A 20,458-nucleotide genomic window follows, 5' to 3' on the forward strand; every position below is an offset into this window, starting at 1 on the left:
TGCCGGCGCATCGGTCGCCTTTGTGGCGCACGTTACAATCGTCGTTTGATATGCGCGCGTCAGCCGCAAAACCCCATCTCGACATGACAGACAAGCCTTCCCGGCGATCCGCCGCCGCGCACCCGCCGCACGCGCACGCTCGCATGAGCGCGCTGCATCTCGCGCCCGATTCGCTCGCGTTCGCGCTCGACGGCGCGGCGCAAGCCGTCGGCGCGGTCCGGGCAGGTTCGGCGTTGCCCGCGGCCATCCAGACGGTCGCGGCGTCGGGCAAGCACGCGGCGGCGCGTGGCGCGATTCAGGACATCGCGTATCGCACGATGCGAAGGCTCGCGCTCGCCGATGCGCTCTTGCACAAGCTCGTGCGCAAGGCGCCGCCGCCGCATGTGAGCAACGTGCTCGCGTGCGCGTTCGCTTTGCTCGCGGACGACGAAGCGCACGCGGCGTATGCGCCGTTCACCGTGGTCGATCAGGCGGTGAGTTCGATCGCCGCGCGGCGCGAGTTCTCCTTCGCGAAGGGGCTTGTGAACGCGGTGCTGCGCAACTTCCTGCGCGAACGCGACGCGCTTATCGCCGAAGCGATGCAAAGCCCGGTCGCGCGCTGGAACTACCCGCAGTGGTGGATCGACGCTGTGAAGCGCGCCCAGCCCGATGCATGGGAGCGCATTCTCGCGGCGGGCAACGTGCAAGGGCCGCTCACGTTGCGCGTCAACGCGCGGCACATGAGCGTGAGCGCGTATCTGGACCTTCTGAGGTCCGAACACATCGAAGCGCGCGTAGCGGGGCAGCACGCGGTTCGGTTAAACACGCCGATGCCGGTCGACCGCATTCCCGGCTTCGCGGACGGCGTCGTGTCCGTGCAGGACGCGGGCGCGCAAGTCGCCGCGCAGTTGCTCGATGTCCGCGACGGCATGCGCGTGCTCGACGCGTGCGCCGCGCCCGGCGGCAAGACCGGCCATATTCTGGAGCTGGCGAACGTCGAACTCGTCGCGCTGGAAAGCGATGCGACGCGAGCGGGCCGCATCGCGCAAAATCTGGAGCGCCTGAAACTGCAAGCGGACATTCGCGTGGGCGATGCCGGCGATCCTTCGCAGTGGTTCGACGGCACGCCGTTCGATCGCATCCTCGCGGACGTGCCGTGTTCGGCGTCGGGCATCGTGCGGCGGCATGCGGACATTCGCTGGCTGCGTCGAGCATCGGACATCGCCGCGCTCGTCGCTGAGCAGAGACGCATTCTCTCGGCGCTGTGGCCGCTCGTCGCGAAAGGCGGCGAACTGCTCTACGTGACGTGCTCCATCTTCCCGGAGGAGGGCGAGGAACAAGCCCGCTGGTTTGGAGCGTCGCATGAAGATGCGGTACGATTGGACGCGCCGGGGCAACTGTTGCCGACAGCGGCGCGCGCAAGCGCGGGTGCGGTTCAAGCGTCACCGGATGGTACACATGCCGAACGCGCCGGTTCCGGCGAGGCAGAGAACGCAGGTCCGCCGTCGAGTTTCAACGCGGAAACCTTCGCGGATCACGACGGATTCTTCTACGCGCGCTTTCAGAAACGGTGACGATCAAACGCTTTCTTCCGCTTCGGCTCGCGGCCGTCATCTGGACTGCGCTGACGCTCTGGCTGAGTTTCATGCCGGCTGCGCCCGCCTTCGCCGAGACCATCTCGGTGCAGCGCGCGTCCTTGCAGGCGGATAACAACGGCTGGAGCCTCGATGCGCACTTCGACTTCGATCTCAACAGCAGCCTCGAAGAAGCCGTGAATCGCAGTGTGCCGCTCTACTTCACCATCGACTTCACGCTTTCACGGCCGCGCTGGTACTGGTTCGACGAAGAGCCGGTCACCGTATCGCAAAGCATTCGGCTCTCCTATCAGCCGCTCACGAACGAGTACCGCGTCTCGACGGGCGGCTTGCAATTGCGCTTCGCTTCGCTCAATGAGGCGCTCGCGGTCATCAAGCATGTGGCGTCGTGGCACGTGATCGACCGTAATCAGGTGCATGGCGGAGAAACGTACACCGCATCGGTGCGCATGCAGTTGGATATCGCGCTGATGCCCAAGCCGTTCCAGATCGACGCGGTCAACAACCGCGACTGGAACCTGTCCTCTGACTGGAAGCGGTTCACTTTTACGGCGGCGGAACGTGCGAAATAGATTTCGACGCGGCCGCACGGACATGAAGAGTTTCGTGGTCCGGTTGCTGGTCACCACAGTCGCGCTCACGGCGGTTCTGCTGCTCGTGATGCTCGCGCTCGCGAGCGCGAATACCGAATTCTTCGACCGCTATTACGGCTGGCTCTACGCGGCGAACGTGGCGGTGGCGCTCATCTTCATGCTGATCGTCATCAGCCTGACGCTGATTATCGTGTCGCGCGTGCGGCAAGGGCGCTTCGGCACGCGGCTCCTTGCCAAGCTCGCGCTGATCTTCGCGCTCGTGGGCGTGCTGCCGGGCGCGATCATCTACGTCGTGTCGTATCAGTTCGTCTCCCGAAGCATCGAGTCGTGGTTCGATGTGAACGTGGAAACCGCGCTCACGTCGGGCTTGACGCTCGGGCGCGGCATGCTCGAAACGTCGCTCGCGGACTTCAAAAACCGCGGCCGGCAAATGAGCGATCAACTCGCGAGCGCCGATCCGTCGAGCCTCACGCTGACGCTCTTGCGCCTGCGCGATCAGTTCGGTGTGCAGGACGCCGTCGTGTTCGAGCGTCCGCGCGATCAGTACAACCGCGAAGACCTGAACGCGGGAGGACCGTTGCAGCGCGTGGCGGGCTTGCGGACTATCGCGCAGGCGTCGGGCAACTACTATTCGCTCTTGCCCACGAACGAGCCGACGAGCGCCATGCTGAAGGAAGCGCAGGATCGTCCGTTCGGCGCGATAGAAGGCGAAATCGACGGCGATCCGAAATCGAACGGGCCGAAGGGCGCGCTGCGGCTGCGCGTCATTACGAAGATTCCGGACCCGACGACGACCACCGAATTCCAGCACGTCGACCGCTTCTTGCAGATCGAGCAGCCAGTGAGCCAGGAACTCGCGCGCAACGCCGACGCCGTGCAGCGCGCGTATCGCGAGTATCAGGAAAAGCGGCTCGGGCGTACCGGCTTGCGCAAGATGTATATCGGCACGCTGACGCTCGCGCTCTTCCTCGCCACCTTCATCGCGATGATGCTCGCGCTCGCGCTCGGCAATCAGCTTGCGCGGCCGCTCTTCCTGCTCGCGCAAGGCACGAAGGAAGTGGCCGAAGGCGACTACACGCCCAAACGCGAGATCAATTCGCGCGATGAACTCGGCTTCCTCACGCAGTCCTTCAATGCGATGACGCGCCAGCTTTCGGAAGCGCGCGCGGCGGTGGAGAACAACCGCATCGCGCTCGAACATTCAAAGGCGTATCTCGAAAGCATTCTCGCGAATCTCACGGCGGGCGTGTTTGTGTTCGACCGGCAGTTCCGGCTCACCACCGCGAATCGCGGCGCAGAGCGCATTTTTCGGCAGCCGTTCCGCGCGTTGCAGGGCCATTCGCTCGATCAGATCGACGTGCTCGCTGAATTCGGCGCGATGGTCAAGAAAGCATTCGCCGAGCGCGATGCGGCGGCTATCGGCAGCGGGCATCCGACAGGAGATCGCGGGCACTGGCAGCAGCAGGTGGCCGTGACCGTGCCGGGTGAGAACGATCCGCTGACGCTGCTCGTGCGCGGCACGCAACTGCTGAGCGCCACCGAGAGCGACACCGAAGACGCGGAGACCACCGGCTATGTCGTCGTGTTCGACGATATCTCCGACGTCATTTCCGCGCAGCGTTCTGTCGCTTGGGGCGAAGTCGCGCGGCGTCTCGCGCATGAGATCAAGAATCCGCTCACGCCCATTCAGCTTTCCGCCGAGCGTCTGCAAATGAAGCTCGCCGACAAGCTCGCGCCGCAAGATGCCGAAGTGCTCAAGCGCGCATCGACGACCATCGTGAATCAGGTGCAGGCCATGAAGCACATGGTCGACGACTTCCGCGAATACGCGCGCACGCCGCCCGCCGTGCTCGGCAACCTGCAACTGAACGATCTCGTCGGCGAAGTGCTGGCGCTTTACGGCATCGAAGAAGGCAAGAGCCCGATCAAGGTGGATCTCGCGAAGCTGCCCGTGATCCGGGGCGACGCGACGCAGATTCGTCAGGTCATCCACAACCTGCTGCAAAACGCGCAGGATGCTGTCGCCGATGTGCCGGAGCCGCGCGTGCTGCTCGAAACGAGGACAGTAGAATATGGCGAGCCCGATGCCTCGGGTCATGCGCGCGTCGCGGTTCGTCTGAGCGTATCGGATAACGGCGCGGGCTTTCCCGCGCGCATCCTGTCGCGGGCGTTCGAGCCTTACGTGACCACGAAGGCGAAGGGCACGGGTCTGGGACTTGCAACGGTAAAGAAGATCGTCGACGAGCATGGCGCGCGCATCGACATTCGCAATCGGTCGAAAACAGGCGACGTGGTGGAAGGCGCGCAAATCTCGATTCTGTTTCTTCAACTCGCGGACGACACCGCCGCCGATGGCGCAGCGCCTTCGACTCCGGCAGCCGCGAAACAGGGAACGACAAAAGCAACAGTGCAGACAAGGGCAGCTTAAATGGCAACCATCCTGGTGGTAGACGATGAAATGGGGATCCGGGAACTGCTCTCCGAGATCCTGAGCGACGAGGGGCACGTGGTGGACGTGGCGGAGAACGCGCAGCACGCGCGCGAATACCGCTTGCAGCAGACACCCGATCTCGTCCTGCTCGACATCTGGATGCCCGATACCGATGGCGTCACGCTTCTGAAGGAATGGGCTGCGCAGGGCAAGCTTACGATGCCGGTCATCATGATGTCGGGCCACGCGACCATCGACACGGCGGTCGAAGCGACGAAGATCGGCGCGCTCAACTTTCTCGAGAAGCCCATCGCGCTGCAGAAGCTATTGAAGGCGGTCGAGCAGGGACTCGCGCACGGCACGGCGGCGCCCGCTGCGGTGGCGGCGGCCAAGCCCGCGCTGAACGCGGGCAGCTCGGGCGTGCCGATCGCGGCGGCGCTGCCGACGGCTTCGGCGCTGAACGCATCGACGGGCGACGCGGGCGCGGGCGGCGCGGGGCAGAGCCAGGCGGGGCAGACGGCGTCGATCTCGTTCGACATTCCACTGCGCGATGCCCGCGACGCGTTCGAACGCGCGTACTTCGAATATCACCTCGCGCGCGAGAACGGCAGCATGACGCGCGTCGCGGAAAAGACGGGGCTGGAGCGCACGCACTTGTATCGAAAGCTGAAGCAGCTCGGCGTCGATCTCGGAAAGAACAAGAGCGAAGTTTGAGCGGCATGGGCAAGCCGATCCGGACGAAAGCGCGAAAATTTCGGTGAAAGGCTTGAGCACCGTGCCTGTCTCTGATATAGTCTCACTTCTTCGTTGGCCCGGTAGCTCAGTTGGTAGAGCAGCGGATTGAAAATCCGCGTGTCGGTGGTTCGATTCCGCCCCAGGCCACCAGAATGCAAGAAGCCCGAGAGTGTTTTCGCTCTCGGGCTTTTTCATTTGCGGCGTCGGGCGATGCGCCCAAAGCGCCGGACGGCGAGCGCGGCGAACAATCGTTCAGCGTGATAAAATCTGCGTCGAATTAAGGACTTGCCTCGTCGTCGGACCGCAAGTCCTTTTCTTTTCGATGCTCGAAAAGCAACGGCGAATCACCTCGCAGATTGCTATCGGAGGCATAAAGGCCGCCTGCGTCCGACAAAACGCCACCGGCTTATACTGGATTCGCAGATCGCCGCCGCGCGCGTGTCTAACGCGACGCCGGTTATTCCACCGGCCATGCGGCGCACGACGCCAATCTCATACACGGAGTTTTCACGGTGACTCGGATAGACGCGAAGGACAGCGCTCTCGTGCTGTTTTCCGGCGGACAGGACTCGGCCACGTGCCTTGCATGGGCGCTCGAACGCTATAAGACCGTCGAGACGCTCGGCTTTGATTATGGCCAGCGGCATCGCGTTGAACTGGAATGCCGCGACGGGTTTCGCGCAGCGGTCGTGCGTGAGTTCCCGCATTGGGCCGAGCGGCTCGGCGAGGACCACATGATCGACTTGTCGGTACTCGGCGCGATCAGCGATACGGCCATGACCCGCGAGATCGAGATTCAGTCGACCGCGAACGGCCTGCCGAACACCTTCGTGCCGGGCCGCAACCTGCTGTTCATGACCATCGCGGCGGCGCTCGCGTATCGGCGTGGATTGAAGGTGCTCGTCGGCGGCATGTGCGAGACGGATTTCTCCGGGTATCCCGATTGCCGCGACGACACCATGAAAGCGTTGCAGGTGGCGCTGAATCTCGGCATGGAAACGCGCTACGCGCTCGAAACGCCGCTCATGTGGCTCGACAAGGCCGACACCTGGCGTCTCGCGGAAACGCTCGGCGGCGAAGCCCTCGTCGAACTCGTTCGCGTGGAAACGCATACGTGCTATGTCGGCGAGCGTTCGGAACTGCACGACTGGGGCTTCGGCTGCGGCCAGTGCCCGGCGTGCAAGCTGCGCAAGCGCGGCTACGAGGCGTATCGCGCGGGCGAGCAGGTCACCATCGAACCCGTCTGAATCGCAGACGCAGAGCAGAGCGAACTAACACAGGTCACAGAGCAGTCATGACGTACGCGGTAAAGGAAATCTTCTACACGTTGCAGGGCGAGGGCGCGAACGCCGGGCGTCCCGCCGTGTTCTGCCGCTTCGCCGGCTGCAATCTGTGGTCGGGCCGCGAGGAAGACCGCGCGGACGCGGTGTGCCGCTTCTGCGACACGGATTTCGTCGGCACGGACGGCGAGAACGGCGGCAAGTACAAGACGCCGGCGGACCTCGTCGCGAAGATCGCGTCGCTGTGGCCCGAGGGCGCGGCGCACAAGTTCGTCGTGTGCACGGGTGGCGAGCCGATGTTGCAGATCGACCAGCCGTTCGTCGACGCGCTTCATGCGGCGGGCTTCGAAATGGCCATCGAAACGAACGGGTCGATGGCCGTGCTGGAGAGCATCGACTGGATTTGCGTGAGCCCGAAGGCCGACGCGCCGCTCGTCGTCACGAAGGGCAACGAGCTGAAGGTCGTCGTGCCGCAGGACAACCAACGGCTCGCGGAGTACGAAAAGCTCGACTTCGAGTACTTCCTGGTGCAGCCGATGGACGGCCCGTCGCGCGACATCAATACGAAGCTCGCGATCGACTGGTGCAAGCGGCATCCGAAATGGCGGCTGTCGATGCAGACGCACAAATACCTGAACATCCCCTGAAAGACGATCGAGCCGACGTGCAGACGATTACCCGAAAACTCGAATTCGATGCGGGCCACCGCATTCCCGATCACCGCAGCCAGTGCCGCAATCTGCACGGGCATCGTTACGTGCTCGAAATCACGCTTCAAGGCGAACTCGTCGATACCGAAGGCGCGCCGGATCGCGGCATGGTGATGGACTTCGCCGACGTGAAGTCGCTCGCGATGGAGCACCTCGTCAACAAGTGGGATCACGCGTTCATCGTCTATGAAGGCGACGTGAAAGTGCGCGAATTCCTGCAATCGATGGCGGATCACAAGACCGTCGTGTTCGACCGCATCCCGACCGTCGAGAACATGGCGGCGGTGGCGTTTCGCATTCTGGCGGATGTCTATGACGCCCACTATGGTGTCGATCTCAAGCTCAAGCGCGTGCGGCTGTACGAGACGCCGAACTGCTGGGCGGACGTGGAGCGCGCATAAGCGCTTGGGCGTCGAAGCGCGGCGAACGTCCGCGCCGTTGTCACGGTATGATCGCTCGGTGAGTCGGCCAACTCTGGCCGACGCCACGCAGTGCATGTCGATCATCCGGAGCGCAACATGCCGTCAATCATTCAGTCGTGTCCCTTCCTCACATTGCGCAGATTGCGCTCCCACGGAGCCGCGCGATGAGCACCTTCACCAATCCCCTCAAGCAACGTCTCGCCGATTCCGGTCCGCTCTTCGGCCTGTGGCTGTCGCTGTGCAGCGCCGATGCCGCCGAGGCGCTCGCGCACGCCGGTTTCGACTGGCTGTGCATCGACATGGAACACTCGCCGAACGATAGCCGCGATGTGGTCGAGCAGCTTCGCGCGATCGCCGCCGCGCACTTGCCGACCGAGCCCATCGTGCGCGTGCCGTTCGCGGAAGGCTGGCTCGTCAAGCGCGTGCTCGATGCCGGCGCGCGCACGCTGATGTTCCCCAACGTGCAGTCGGCGGAAGACGCGGAGCGCATCGTGCGGCTCACGCGCTATCCCACCGAGGCGCAGCTCGAAGGGCTGCGCGGCGTCGCGGGCGCGGTGCGCGCGGCGGCATACGGCATGCGGCGCGACTACGTGTCCGGCGCGAACCAGCAGATCGCGACCATCGTGCAGATCGAATCCGTGGCGGCGCTTGCCGCCGTCCATGAGATCGCCGCGACGCCGGGCGTCGATTGCCTGTTCATCGGCCCCGCGGATCTCGCCGCGAGCCTCGGCCATCTCGGCGATAGCAAGCATCCGGACGTACACGCGGCCATCACGAAAATCGCGGACGCCGCGAAGCGCGCGGGCAAATGCAGCGGCATTTTCGCGCTCGATGTCGCGAGCGCGCGGCAGTACGCGGAAGCGGGCATCAAGCTGGTTTCGATTGCCGCCGACGTGATGTGGCTCTTGAAGGCGACGCGGCAGGCGTTGCAGGAGGCCAGAGCATGAAGGGCGCTTGGCGTGGCGGCGTGGCGGCGGCATCCGCTGCGCTCGTCTTGATGACGGCGGGCGGCGCGCACGCGCAAGGCATGCCGAAGCCGACCGATCTGGCGACGCAAAACGCCGTCGCCGATTACAACGCGGGCAACCTCGTCGCCGCGCGCTCGGAGTTTCGTCGCGCGGCGGAGAAGGGCAGCCGTCTCGCGCAGTTCAATTACGCGATGATGCTGCTCAACGGCGAAGGCGGCGCCGCCGACGTGCCCGAAGGCAAGAAGTGGCTGCGCCGCGCCGCAGACGCGAACATGACGCACGCGCAGTACGTCTACGGCAAGATGTACGACGATGGCGAGTTCGTGGACAAAGACCCGGCGGAAGCGCACCGATGGTTCCTACGCGCCGCCAATCAGGGGCACGTGCAGGCGGAGTTGGCGCTCGCGAATCAGTTTTTGGACGGCCGCGGCACCGCTCGCGACAACACGCAGGCGTTCACCTGGTACAAGAAGGCCGCGCAGGGCGGCGACATGACGGCGCAGTACGTCGCGGGATCGTTCTATGAGCGCGGCGGCGATGGCGTCGAGCGCAATCTCAACGTCGCGCGCGCGTATTACGCCGCGGCCGCGGCGCAGGGTGATCCGGCTGCGAAGCTCAAATACCTGCAGTTGAGCGCCGAGATAGAGCAACAGAAGCCACCGCCACAGGCGCAGCCGCAGTAATCGCTCGCGGCGTCAGCTTTGCATCAGCCGTTTCTGTCGCGCGACGCTCATGATGAGCCCGACCGCGACGCCCAGCGTGGTCAACGCCGTGCCGCCGTAACTCATGAACGGTAGCGGCACGCCCACGACCGGCAGAATGCCGCTCACCATGCCGATATTGACGAACGCGTAGGTGAAGAACGCGAGCGTGAGCGATCCGGCCAATAATCGCCCGAAGAAGGTCGCGCCGTTCGCCGCGATGTACAGCCCGCGCGCGATCAGCGCCATGTAGAGAAAGAGCAGCACGAGCCCGCCCGCCAGCCCGAATTCTTCCGAGAACACCGCGAAGATAAAGTCCGTATGCTTTTCAGGGATGAACTCGAGGTGCGCCTGCGTGCCCTTGAGCCAGCCCTTGCCCAGCGTGCCGCCCGAGCCGATTGCAATCACCGCCTGAATGGTGTGAAAGCCCTTGCCGAGCGGATCGGATGTCGGATCGAGCAGCGTGCAGATGCGATGCTTTTGATAATCGTGCATCAGCGGCCAGTTGACTTCCGGCTGGCAGATGCGGTCCTGAAACACAGCGACGCTCGCCACCACGACCACCGCCGCCGCGAGCACCGGCACGATCAGCTTGAAACTGAGCCCGGCGAAATAGATGACGAACACGCCCGCCGCGAACACGAGCACCGCCGTGCCGAGGTCCGGCTGCTTCGCGATCAGGCCGACGGGCAGCATCAGAATCACGAAGCCGACAATGTAATCCCACCAGCGAATGTTGCTCTCGCGCCGCTGGTAGTACCACGCGAGCATGAGCGGCATTGCGATCTTCATGATCTCGGACGGCTGAATGACGACGCCGACGTTCAGCCAGCGTTTCGCGCCCTTGCGCGTGAGCCCGAACGCGGCCACGGCGACGAGCAGCGCGACGCCCACCGTATAAAGCGGCACGGCGAAGCGCATGAGCGTCTGCGGCGGAATGTTCGCGAGAACCCACATCAGCCCGAACGTCAGCATGATGTTGCGCAGTTGGTCCTCCACGCGGCCCGGCACGTCCAGACTGGCGCTGTAGAGCGTCACGATCCCGACGCACAGCAGCAGAAAAACGATCAGCGCGAGCGGCCGGTCGAAGCCCGCGAACATGCGCTTCGCGCGCTCGATCCACACGTGCTTGTCGAATTGCAGATGCACTTGCATGCCGATTTCCTTATTCGTCGATGCCGCCGGTCGGCGCGAACGTGCGCACGCCGTTCTCCGCGTTGCCGCGCACCATTGTGGGCGTCGGCTCGGTCGGCGCGCCTTTTTGGCCGCGCTTGCGGCCCGGCGCGGCCGACGCAGGCAGCGCGGCTGCGGGCGCGGACGCGGGGCGGCCAGCCGGCACGGCGGGCGCGGAAGCCGCCTTCGCGACATCAGGATTAGACGCCGCCGACGGCGAGAAGGCCGGCGACTGGTTCGCCACCGATGCAGGGAGCGCAGCCGCAGCCGGCGGTTGCGTGCCGCCGATCACGGGCAGGCCGGCATCTTCCGTCGCGGAGGCCGCGGCGGCCACGGCGGCCGCTTCGGCGCCCGGCTTCATCCGGTCCACCAGGTAATAGTCGAGCACCTTTCGCGCGATCGGGCCGGCCGCTTCCGCGCCCCAGCCGCCGTTTTCGACGATCAGCGCCAGCGCGATCTTCGGATTCTCAGCCGGCGCAAACGCGATGAAGAGCGCGTGGTCACGCAGATGCTCGGCTGTCGCGTGGCCATGATAGTTCGCGCCTTGCAGCGAATAGACCTGCGCCGTGCCCGTCTTGCCGGCCGCGAGATACGGCGCGCCCGCGAACACCTTCGCCGCCGTGCCGTTCGTCACCACGCCTTCCATCGCGCGCTTGATGACGTCGATGTCTTGCTGACGCACGGCGATCTTGTCGCTCGGGTCGCGCACGACCGGGCGTATCGCCTTGCTGATCGGGTTCTCGATATCGCGCACGAGGTGCGGCTTCATCACGACGCCGTTATTCGCGAGTGTGGCCGTGGCGTGCGCGAGTTGCAGGATAGTGAACGAGTTGTAGCCCTGACCGATGCCGAGGCTGATCGTCTCGCCTTCGTACCAGCGCTGCTGCTCGGGCTTGCGATACGCCTTGCGCTTCCATTCCGTCGACGGAAGAATGCCGCGCGCCTCGCCCGCGATGTCGATGCCCGTAATCTGGCCGAAGCCCCACGGTTTCATGAAGCCGGCCATCGCGTTCACGCCGAGGTCGCGCGCCAGCATGTAGAAATACGTGTCGTTGGAAACGACGATGGCGCGGTTCATGTCCACCCAGCCCTGACCCGATCGCACGTCGTTGCGGAACGTGTGGCCGCCGAACGTGAAATAGCCGGGGTCCTGGAATCCCCAGCCGGGCGTGCGCTTGTGCAGCGTGAGCGCGGCGAGCGCCATGAACGGCTTGTACGTCGAGCCGGGCGGATACGTGCCGTGCAGCGGACGGTTCAAGAGCGGATGGTCCGGCGAATTGTTGAGCGCGTCCCACGTCTGCTGGTCGATGCCATCGACGAAGGAATTCGGATCGAAGCTCGGCGCGGAGACGAACGCCAGCACGTCGCCCGTGGAGGGCTCGATGGCGACGAGTGCGCCGCGCTTGCCCGCGAACGCCTGCTCGGCGACCTGCTGCAAGCCGATATCCAGCGACAGCACGAGGTTGTTGCCGGGCGTCGCCTGCGTGCGCGACATGGTGCGGACCGGGCGGCCGCCCGCCGTGACTTCCACTTCCTCGAAACCGGTCAGGCCGTGCAACTCGGTCTCGTAACTCTGCTCCACGCCGATCTTGCCGACGTAATCCGTGCCCTTGTAGTTATTCGCGTCGAGGCGCGGATCGTAGTGATCGGAATTCGCGTCGTTCTCGTCGCTTGCATCGTCGATGCGTTCTTGATCGCGCTGCGAAATGCGGCCGATATAGCCGATCACGTGCGCCGCCGTCGTGCCGAGCGGGTATTGCCGGAACAGCCGCGCGCGCACTTCGACGCCGGGAAAGCGGAAGCGTTGCGCGGTGAACTTGGCGACTTCTTCGTCAGTGAGACGCGTGCGGATGGGCAGGCTCTCGAAATTCTTCGAGTCCTCGAGCAGCTTCTTGAAACGCCGCCGGTCGCGCGAATCGATCGGGATGACTTCCGAAAGCGCGTCGATGACTTCATCGAGCGTGCCGTTGATCTTCGACGGCGTGATTTCCAGCGTGTAGGCGGAATAGTTCTTCGCCAGCACGATGCCGTTGCGGTCTGTAATGATGCCGCGGTTCGGCACGATCGGCGCGACCGAGATGCGGTTCTCGTTGGCCTGCAACGAGTATTTGCTGAAGTGCCAGACCTGCAAATACAGAAAACGCAGGCCGATCAGTCCGAAGCAGACGAACACGAACAGTCCCGCCGCCGCGACGCGCAGGCGGAACTTCGACAACTGTTGCTCGGTGTTCTTGATTTCGGTCATGCAGGTTTCGCGAGTGGTTCGCGATTCTTTCGCGATTCAAGTGTAGTCGGCGCGCGGGCGTTTATCGGCGCCGCGTCGCGCGCGGCGCTCAGATCGGGCGCGTGTCGTCGGGATCGGCTGCGCGCCGTTGCGGCATCAGAAGCAGGAAGCTCGCGATCGGCCAAAGCAGCGCCTCGACGAATCCGTTGACGAGATAGCTCCAGCCGGGAAACGCGGCGCCCGTCATCAGACGGATGATGAACGGCACGAGATGCGCGCCGACAAGCAGCGGAGCGACGACGAACGTCTGCACCGGCAGCGACATCCACAGCACGCGCCGGTGAATGGTGATCGCGCCGTAGGACAACAGCGTGTACGCCAGCGCGTGCTCGCCCAGCAGGTTCGCGCTGTGGACGTCCATCAACAGCCCGAGCAGGAACGCGATGCCCATGCCCACCTTGCGCGGCTGCTGCACGTTCCAGAAGAGCAGCACGAGCGCGACGAAATCCGGCACGCCGACGAGCCGTCCCCAAGGCACGAGATTCAGCAGAAACGCGGCGGCCAGGCTGAACGTGATGAAGTACGGATTGACCGGCTGAAGAATGTACTGCGGACGATTCATCGCGCGGCTCCCGACGAAGCGGGTTTCGGCGCATGCGCCTTCTTGCCCGATTTGGCCGCTGCGCTCGATGCCGCTTTAGGTGCGGCAGCTTTCGCGGCAGGCGATGAAGCCGCCGCCGCCGCCGCCGACGCGCTCGCCGGCGCGGACGCGGCAGCGGGAGCGCTCGCACCCGCTGCTGCTTTGGCTGCGGGCTTCTTCTTGCCCTTGTTTTCCTTCGCTTCCTTGGCGGCAGCGGCGGCTTCGACTTCGATCGGATTGGGCGGCACGTTGACGTTGTAGTGCAGCACGAGCAACTGTCGCGCGCCGCGCACTGCCGCGACCGGCACGCAGACGACGCGCGCGAACGCCGTATCCGCCTGTTTATCCACGCGCAGCACCTTGGCGACCGCGAGCCCCGGCGGATACACGCCGTCGAGACCGCTCGTCACGAGCTGGTCGCCGACTTGCACGTCCGCGCTGATCGGCACGAAGCGCAAATCGAGCGTGTCGCCCTTCGGCGTGCCGTAGATGACGCTGCGCAGCCCCGTGCGCGCGATCTGCACCGGCACGGCTTGATCCTTGTCGGTGAGCAGCGTGACTTCCGACTGCATCGGAAAGACGCGCGTGACTTGTCCGATCACGCCTTCTTCGTCCACGACAGGCGCGCCGTCCTGAATGCCTTGCTGCGAGCCCTTGCCGATCACGACCTTCTGCGTGAAAGGATCGCGCGTGTCGTACTGGATTTCGGCGGGCGTGGTCTGCGTGGTGGCACGCGACTGAAGATTCAGCAGCGCCCGCAGATGCGCGTTCTCGATGTTCAGTTGCGCGGCGTCGCCGGCCTTGATGGACAGTTCGAGATTCTTGTCGGCGAGCTTGCGGTTTTCGCTGCGTAGCGTGGCGCTCGTGACGGCGAGATCGGCCGCGCCCATAAAGATGTCGCGCGGAACCAGCGCCGCGCGCTGCAACGGATAGAGCCCGGCGCCGAGAATGCCGCGCACGATTTCGAGGGTGTTGAAGCGGACGTCCGACACCAGCAGCGCGATGGCCAGCACCACGAAGAAGATGAGACGTGCGAGCGCCGAAGGGCCTTGCTTGAAAAGTGGCGGCGGACTGTATTCCATGGTCAGCGCCGAGGGCGTGAGCGGGTGGATGATGCTGCAGGCTGTTTCGCTTGTGGCGGGACCTGCCCTACGCTGTTTCGACGAAGGCCCGGACTGATGCCGGGCCGTGCGCGCGTCGCGTTACGCGGGATGCTCGAGTGTCTGCTTCGGCAATGCGTTCGATACGAACCGCGCGCACCCCGAAGCCTGCGATCACTCGTAAGAGAAGATGCTGCCGAGCTTGTCCATGCGCTCGAGCGCCATGCCCGAGCCGCGCACCACGCAGGTCAGCGGATCTTCGGCGACGAGCACCGGCAAGCCGGTTTCTTCCGCGAGCAGGCGGTCGAGGTCGCGCAGGAGCGCGCCGCCGCCCGTCAGCATCATGCCGCGCTCGGCGATGTCCGCGCCGAGTTCCGGCGGCGTCTGTTCCAGCGCGATCTTCACCGACGAGACGATCTGGTTCAGCGGATCGGTGAGGGCTTCGAGGATTTCGTTGCTCGAAATGGTGAAGCTGCGCGGAATGCCTTCGGACAGGTTGCGGCCCTTGACTTCCATTTCCTTCACTTCCGAGCCGGGGAACGCCGAGCCGATTTCCTTCTTGATCGCTTCAGCCGTTTGTTCACCGATCAACATGCCGTAGTTGCGACGGATGTAATTGACGATGGCTTCGTCGAACTTGTCGCCGCCCACGCGCACCGAGCCCTTGTACACGATGCCGCCGAGCGAGATCACGCCGACTTCCGTGGTGCCGCCGCCGATGTCGACGACCATGGAGCCCGTGGCTTCCGAGACCGGCAGGCCCGCGCCGATTGCAGCGGCCATCGGTTCCTCGATGAGATACACCTGCGATGCGCCCGCGCCGTGAGCCGCTTCCTTGATGGCGCGGCGCTCGACTTGCGTGGAGCCGCACGGCACGCAAATGATGATGCGCGGCGACGGCGAGAACATGCGGGATTCGTGTGCAGTCTTGATGAACTGCTTGATCATCTGTTCGGTGACGGTGAAGTCGGCGATCACGCCGTCTTTCATCGGCCGAATGGCTTCGATGTTGCCCGGCACCTTGCCGAGCATTTGCTTCGCTTCCTTGCCGACAGCCTGAATGGTCTTCTTGCCGTTCGGGCCGCCTTCTTGACGGATGGAGACGACTGACGGCTCGTCGAGGACGATGCCCTTGCCGCGCATGTAGATCAGCGTGTTGGCTGTGCCGAGATCAATCGCCAGGTCGTTGGAAAAATAGCTGCGCAAAAAGCCGAACATTCAAAAATCCTGTCTCGCTGGGTAGCCGTGCCTCGCTAAGAGCGCCGGGGACGGCAGCGGAAAAAATAACGGTTTGCCGGGACGGCGAAACGGGCCGCCGTGAATGCAAATCCGAGCAGAAATCTACCGCGGAATTGAACATGCCACGCAAACGTTTCTCGACGAGGGTTGATCCAGGGAGAAAGCCGCTGACAGGTCGATCCGGATGTGGGTCGAACGTGTAATGATACCTTATAATTTGGGGGTTTCTATAGGAAAAGGACGGCACTTTTTGCCATCCTCGGCCCCGCTTCGACGGCTTTCCGCCAGGATCGTAACTGACTGTTGCAGCGAACCTTTTTGGCGCGGGAGTTGTTCATGTTTTCTCCGGTGATCCCATGTCATTGACCCTGACCGACGTTAAACGCATCGCGCATCTGGCGCGGCTGGAACTGCCCGACCACGAGGCCGAACCGACGCTTGCGCGGCTCAACGACTTCTTCGGTCTCGTCGAGCAGATGCAGGCGGTCGATACCGCCGGCATCGAGCCGCTCGCGCATCCTATCGACGCCATCGAGGAAGTCGCGCTGCGACTGCGCGACGACGCAGTCTCAGAGCGGATCGAGCGCGAAGAGTTCCAGCGTTGCGCGCCGGCCGTGCAGGACGGGCTCTATCTCGTGCCGAAGGTGATCGAGTGAGCGTGGCGCATCGACCGTATCGGTCCATCGGAACAACGATCTCGCGCGTGGCGTGACGCGCCGCGCTCATCAGGGAACTGCAATGCATCAGAAAAGCTTGACCGAACTGCGCGCCGCGCTCGACTCGAAGGCGATCTCCGCCGTCGAGCTGGCGCAGTCGTATCTGCAACGCATCGAAGCCGCGAAAGAACTGAACGCGTTCATCGGCGTGAATCCGGAGCTCACGCTGGAACAGGCGAGAGCCGCCGACGCCCTCATCGCGCAGGGCAACGGCGGTCCGCTCGCCGGCCTGCCGATCGCGCACAAGGACGTGTTCGTCACGCGCGGGTGGGCGTCGACGGCGGGTTCCCACATGCTGGAGAACTACGCGAGCCCGTTCGATGCCACCGTCGTCGAGCGTCTGAGCCGCGCCGGCATGGTGTGTCTCGGCAAGACGAACATGGACGAGTTCGCCATGGGCTCGTCCAACGAGAACTCGTACTTCGGCGCGGTGAAGAACCCGTGGGACCTGAAGGCCGTGCCGGGCGGATCGTCGGGCGGGTCGGCAGCGGCCGTCGCCGCGCGCCTCGCGCCCGCCGCGACCGGCACCGACACGGGCGGGTCCATCCGTCAGCCCGCTTCGTTCACCGGCATCACCGGCATCAAGCCGACATACGGCCGCGTGTCGCGTTACGGGATGATCGCGTTCGCGTCGTCGCTCGATCAGGGCGGACCGATGGCCCAGACTGCCGCCGACTGCGCGCTGCTTCTGAACGCGATGGGCGGCTTCGACGAGCGCGACTCCACGAGCCTGCAACGCGACAACGAAGACTACACGCGGTATATCGGCAAGAACTGGAGCGAAGATGCCGACAAGCCGTTGAAAGGCCTGCGCATCGGCATGCCGAAGGAGTACTTCGGCGGAGGGTTGGCCGACGACGTGCGCGCCGCCATCGACGCTGCGCTGAAGCAATACGAAGCCCTCGGCGCGACGCTCGTCGAAGTCTCGCTGCCGAAGACCGAGCTTTCGATTCCCGTGTACTACATCATCGCGCCGGCGGAGGCGTCGTCCAATCTGTCGCGCTTCGACGGCGTGCGCTACGGGCATCGCGCGGCCGAGTACAAAGACCTGCTCGACATGTACAAGAAGTCGCGCGCCGAAGGCTTCGGGCCGGAAGTGAAGCGCCGGATTCTCGTCGGCACGTACGTGTTGTCGCACGGCTATTACGACGCGTACTACCTGCAGGCGCAGAAGATTCGCCGCATCATCGCGCGCGATTTCCAGGAAGCGTTCAAGCAGTGCGACGTCATCATGGGACCGGTCGCGCCGTCGGTGGCGTGGAATCTCGGCGAGAAGACCGACGATCCCGTGCAGATGTACCTCGCCGACATCTACACGCTCTCCGTGAGCCTCGCGGGCCTGCCGGGCATGAGCGTGCCGTGCGGCTTCGGCGCGGGCGCGAATGCGAATCGGCCGGTCGGTCTGCAGATCGTCGGCAACTATTTCAACGAAGCCCGGATGCTCCAGGTCGCCGACGCGTTCCAGCGCGCGACCGACTGGCACCGCAAGGCACCATCGGCATCGGGAGTGTGAACATGCAGTGGGAAGTCGTCATCGGTCTGGAAACGCACGCGCAGCTTTCCACCGTCTCCAAGATTTTCTCGGGCGCGCCCACGCAGTTCGGCGCAGCGCCGAACACGCAGGCAAGTCCCGTCGATCTCGCGCTGCCGGGCGTGCTGCCGGTCATGAACCGCGGCGCTGTCGAGCGCGCAATTCGCTTCGGGCTCGCCATCGGCGCGCATATCGCGCCGCGCAGCATCTTCGCGCGCAAGAACTACTTCTACCCGGATCTGCCGAAGGGCTACCAGATTAGCCAGTACGAGATTCCGGTCGTGCAGGGCGGACAGATCACCATCCACGTGCCCGCCAATGAAAAGGCCGGCAAGGAAGCGTACGAAAAGACCGTCAACCTGACGCGCGCGCATCTGGAAGAAGACGCCGGCAAGTCGCTGCACGAAGACTTCGCGGGCATGACGGGCATCGACCTGAACCGCGCGGGCACGCCGCTGCTCGAAATCGTCACGGAGCCGGAAATGCGCAGCGCCGCCGAAGCGGTCGCGTATGCGAAGGCGCTGCACGGGCTCGTCGTGTGGCTCGGCATCTGCGACGGCAACATGCAGGAAGGCTCGTTCCGTTGCGATGCGAATGTCTCGGTGCGTCCGGTCGGCCAGAAGGAATTCGGCACGCGCGCCGAGATCAAGAACCTGAACTCGTTCCGCTTCCTCGAAGAAGCCATTCAGTACGAAGTGCGCCGTCAGATCGAACTGATCGAAGATGGCGGTACTGTCGTGCAGGAGACGCGTCTGTACGATCCGGACAAGCGCGAAACGCGCTCCATGCGCAGCAAGGAAGACGCGCACGACTACCGCTATTTCCCTGATCCCGATCTGATGCCGCTCGTGATCGAGGAAAGCTGGGTGGCGCGCGTGCGTGACGAGATGCCCGAACTGCCCGCGGACATGCAGAAGCGCTTCGTCGATACGTACGGCCTGACGTCCTACGACGCCGGCGTGCTCACTTCGTCGAAGGCGATGGCCGCGTACTTCGAAGCGGTCGTCGAGAAGGCGGGCGCGGCGCAGGCGAAGATCGCCGCGAACTGGCTCATGGGCGACGTCTCCGCGCAACTGAACCGCGAATCGCTGGATATCGCTCAGTCGCCGGTGTCTGCCGCGCAGCTCGCGCTGGTGCTGCAACGCATCGCGGACGGCACCATCTCGAACAAGATCGCGAAGGACATCTTCCAGTCCATCTGGGAAGAGAAGGCCACCGACGAAGCCGCGGCCGACCGCATCATCGAGGCGAAGGGGCTGAAGCAGATCTCGGACACCGGCGCGCTGGAAGCGATTATCGACGAGGTGCTCGCCGCTAATCAGAAGTCCGTGGACGAATTCCGCGCGGGCAAGGAGAAGGCGTTCAACGCGCTGATCGGTCAGGCCATGAAGGCGACGAAGGGCAAGGCCAATCCGCAGCAGGTCAATGAATTGCTGAAGAAAAAGCTGGGCTGAGTCGGCGGCGCATTGTCGCGCATGGTCTGCTGATTCAGGAGCGTAAGACTTACGGGCTGTTGCCGGTTGATCTGTGCAGCGGCCCGTTTTTCATTGCTGAAGCGGAAAAAACATGGCCAAGAAATCCGACCTGGACGACTATCGCGTTCCGTACTTCGACGGCGGGAAAAAGCTCAAGGCGTTCGACATCACTTCAGTCGATCCGTCTGCGAAGCCGTTCTCGACAGGCGCGAAAGACGACGACCGCGCGCGCCTCGCTGAGATCGGCGCGCAGCTGAACGAGTTGCAGGAGAAGCTGCACGCCCAGCGCCGCGAGCGCGTGCTGCTGGTGCTGCAAGGCATGGACACGAGCGGCAAGGACGGCACGGTGCGCGGCGTGTTTCAGGACGTCGATCCGCTCGGCCTGCGCATCGTGCCGTTTCGCGCGCCGACCGAGCGCGAGATGGCGCACGACTTTCTCTGGCGCGTTCACGCGCAAGCGCCGATGGCGGGCGAACTCGCGATCTTCAACCGCAGCCACTACGAAGACGTGCTCGTGCCGCGCGTGCTGAAGCAAATCGACGATGACGAATGCGAGCGGCGCTATCGTCATATCCGCGAGTTCGAGGCGCTGCTCGCGGACGCCGGCACGACCATCGTCAAATGCTTTCTGCACATTTCCAAGGACGAGCAGCGCGAGCGGTTGCAGGCGCGCATCGACGATCCGACGAAGCACTGGAAGTTCGACGTCTCCGACCTCGAGGCCCGCAAGCTCTGGGACGACTATCAGCGCGCGTATTCCGTGGCGCTCGGCGCGACCTCGACGGACTACGCGCCGTGGTACATCATTCCGGGCGATTCGAAGACGCATCGGAACGTGATGGTCGCCGAACTCGTCTTGCGCACGTTGCAGGGCATGAAGCTCGAATTCCCGCCGGCGAAGGAATCGCTCAAGGGCGTGAAGGTCGAGTAAATCAAATCAAGAAGA

Annotated in this window: 18 protein-coding genes and 1 tRNA gene; 14 read left to right on the forward strand and 5 right to left on the reverse strand. The window is 64.2% G+C overall.

Annotated elements, in window-relative coordinates; genetic code table 11:
* Nucleotides 1-83 precede the first annotated feature (83 nt).
* From rsmB to HWX53_RS01880, 10 genes are all read left to right on the forward strand, one after another.
* Nucleotides 84-1,553: a 16S rRNA (cytosine(967)-C(5))-methyltransferase RsmB gene (gene rsmB, locus HWX53_RS01835; protein WP_175938903.1), complete on the forward strand. Its 1,470-nt coding sequence runs from the start codon at nucleotides 84-86 to the stop codon at nucleotides 1,551-1,553.
* Nucleotides 1,550-2,146 (forward strand): DUF4390 domain-containing protein, encoded by a 597-nt coding sequence (locus HWX53_RS01840; RefSeq protein WP_175938905.1) that lies wholly within the window; start codon nucleotides 1,550-1,552, stop codon nucleotides 2,144-2,146. The genes rsmB and HWX53_RS01840 overlap by 4 nt, the downstream gene beginning before the upstream one ends.
* Nucleotides 2,147-2,168: 22 nt before the next feature.
* Nucleotides 2,169-4,595, forward strand: a complete 2,427-nt coding sequence (locus HWX53_RS01845; RefSeq protein ID WP_175938907.1) for a PAS domain-containing sensor histidine kinase — start codon at nucleotides 2,169-2,171, stop codon at nucleotides 4,593-4,595.
* A complete protein-coding gene (esaR, locus tag HWX53_RS01850) occupies nucleotides 4,596-5,312 on the forward strand; it encodes a response regulator transcription factor EsaR (RefSeq protein ID WP_175938909.1) in 717 nt (238 codons plus the stop codon). It begins immediately after the preceding gene.
* 95 nt (nucleotides 5,313-5,407) lie between these two features.
* Nucleotides 5,408-5,483: transfer RNA gene (locus HWX53_RS01855), tRNA-Phe, on the forward strand.
* 362 nt (nucleotides 5,484-5,845) lie between these two features.
* Entirely contained in the window at nucleotides 5,846-6,580 is a 735-nt protein-coding gene (gene queC / locus HWX53_RS01860; RefSeq protein WP_175938910.1) for a 7-cyano-7-deazaguanine synthase QueC, read from the forward strand.
* A 47-nt stretch (nucleotides 6,581-6,627) separates the two neighbouring features.
* The gene (gene queE, locus HWX53_RS01865; RefSeq protein WP_175938912.1) at nucleotides 6,628-7,260 is read left to right on the forward strand and encodes a 7-carboxy-7-deazaguanine synthase; all 633 of its coding nucleotides are present in this window, start codon (nucleotides 6,628-6,630) and stop codon (nucleotides 7,258-7,260) included.
* 17 nt (nucleotides 7,261-7,277) lie between these two features.
* Nucleotides 7,278-7,724, forward strand: a complete 447-nt coding sequence (queD, locus tag HWX53_RS01870) for a 6-carboxytetrahydropterin synthase QueD (RefSeq protein ID WP_175938914.1) — start codon at nucleotides 7,278-7,280, stop codon at nucleotides 7,722-7,724.
* Between the two features lie 185 nt (nucleotides 7,725-7,909).
* The gene (locus HWX53_RS01875) at nucleotides 7,910-8,692 is read left to right on the forward strand and encodes an aldolase/citrate lyase family protein (protein WP_175938916.1); all 783 of its coding nucleotides are present in this window, start codon (nucleotides 7,910-7,912) and stop codon (nucleotides 8,690-8,692) included.
* Between the two features lie 50 nt (nucleotides 8,693-8,742).
* Complete coding sequence (locus HWX53_RS01880; protein ID WP_244140035.1) at nucleotides 8,743-9,396, forward strand: tetratricopeptide repeat protein; 654 nt, start codon at nucleotides 8,743-8,745, stop codon at nucleotides 9,394-9,396.
* A 12-nt stretch (nucleotides 9,397-9,408) separates the two neighbouring features.
* Here HWX53_RS01880 and rodA read toward each other — a convergent pair whose 3' ends face one another.
* The 5 genes from rodA to HWX53_RS01905 all read right to left on the reverse strand — a co-directional run bounded on the left by rodA (nucleotide 9,409) and on the right by HWX53_RS01905 (nucleotide 15,769).
* Nucleotides 9,409-10,557, reverse strand: coding sequence for a rod shape-determining protein RodA (gene rodA, locus HWX53_RS01885; RefSeq protein ID WP_175940566.1), 1,149 nt, complete (start codon nucleotides 10,555-10,557; stop codon nucleotides 9,409-9,411).
* 22 nt (nucleotides 10,558-10,579) lie between these two features.
* Nucleotides 10,580-12,832 carry a penicillin-binding protein 2 gene (gene mrdA, locus HWX53_RS01890; protein WP_175938920.1) on the reverse strand — a complete coding sequence of 751 codons (2,253 nt, stop codon included), beginning with the start codon at nucleotides 12,830-12,832 and terminating at the stop codon, nucleotides 10,580-10,582.
* Nucleotides 12,833-12,920: 88 nt separating this feature from the next.
* On the reverse strand, nucleotides 12,921-13,433 hold the full coding sequence (mreD, locus tag HWX53_RS01895; RefSeq protein WP_175938922.1) for a rod shape-determining protein MreD: 513 nt from the start codon (nucleotides 13,431-13,433) through the stop codon (nucleotides 12,921-12,923).
* Nucleotides 13,430-14,533 (reverse strand): rod shape-determining protein MreC, encoded by a 1,104-nt coding sequence (mreC, locus tag HWX53_RS01900; RefSeq protein WP_175938924.1) that lies wholly within the window; start codon nucleotides 14,531-14,533, stop codon nucleotides 13,430-13,432. The genes mreD and mreC overlap by 4 nt, the downstream gene beginning before the upstream one ends.
* Before the next feature lie 192 nt (nucleotides 14,534-14,725).
* Nucleotides 14,726-15,769, reverse strand: a complete 1,044-nt coding sequence (locus tag HWX53_RS01905) for a rod shape-determining protein (protein ID WP_004189550.1) — start codon at nucleotides 15,767-15,769, stop codon at nucleotides 14,726-14,728.
* Nucleotides 15,770-16,146: 377 nt separating this feature from the next.
* On the opposite strand from HWX53_RS01905, the gene gatC reads away from it, so the two are divergent.
* The 4 genes from gatC (at nucleotide 16,147) to HWX53_RS01925 (ending at nucleotide 20,443) form a co-directional block, all read left to right on the forward strand.
* The gene (gatC, locus tag HWX53_RS01910) at nucleotides 16,147-16,446 is read left to right on the forward strand and encodes an Asp-tRNA(Asn)/Glu-tRNA(Gln) amidotransferase subunit GatC (protein ID WP_159837576.1); all 300 of its coding nucleotides are present in this window, start codon (nucleotides 16,147-16,149) and stop codon (nucleotides 16,444-16,446) included.
* A gap of 82 nt (nucleotides 16,447-16,528) precedes the next feature.
* Nucleotides 16,529-18,019, forward strand: a complete 1,491-nt coding sequence (gene gatA / locus HWX53_RS01915; RefSeq protein ID WP_175938926.1) for an Asp-tRNA(Asn)/Glu-tRNA(Gln) amidotransferase subunit GatA — start codon at nucleotides 16,529-16,531, stop codon at nucleotides 18,017-18,019.
* Nucleotides 18,020-18,021: 2 nt separating this feature from the next.
* Entirely contained in the window at nucleotides 18,022-19,491 is a 1,470-nt protein-coding gene (gatB, locus tag HWX53_RS01920) for an Asp-tRNA(Asn)/Glu-tRNA(Gln) amidotransferase subunit GatB (protein WP_175938928.1), read from the forward strand.
* A 112-nt stretch (nucleotides 19,492-19,603) separates the two neighbouring features.
* The gene (locus HWX53_RS01925; RefSeq protein ID WP_175938930.1) at nucleotides 19,604-20,443 is read left to right on the forward strand and encodes a PPK2 family polyphosphate kinase; all 840 of its coding nucleotides are present in this window, start codon (nucleotides 19,604-19,606) and stop codon (nucleotides 20,441-20,443) included.
* The last annotated feature ends 15 nt before the right edge of the window (nucleotides 20,444-20,458 follow it).

The organism is Caballeronia sp. BCC1704 (assembly GCF_902833455.1).
Classification (GTDB): Bacteria; Pseudomonadota; Gammaproteobacteria; order Burkholderiales; family Burkholderiaceae; genus Caballeronia.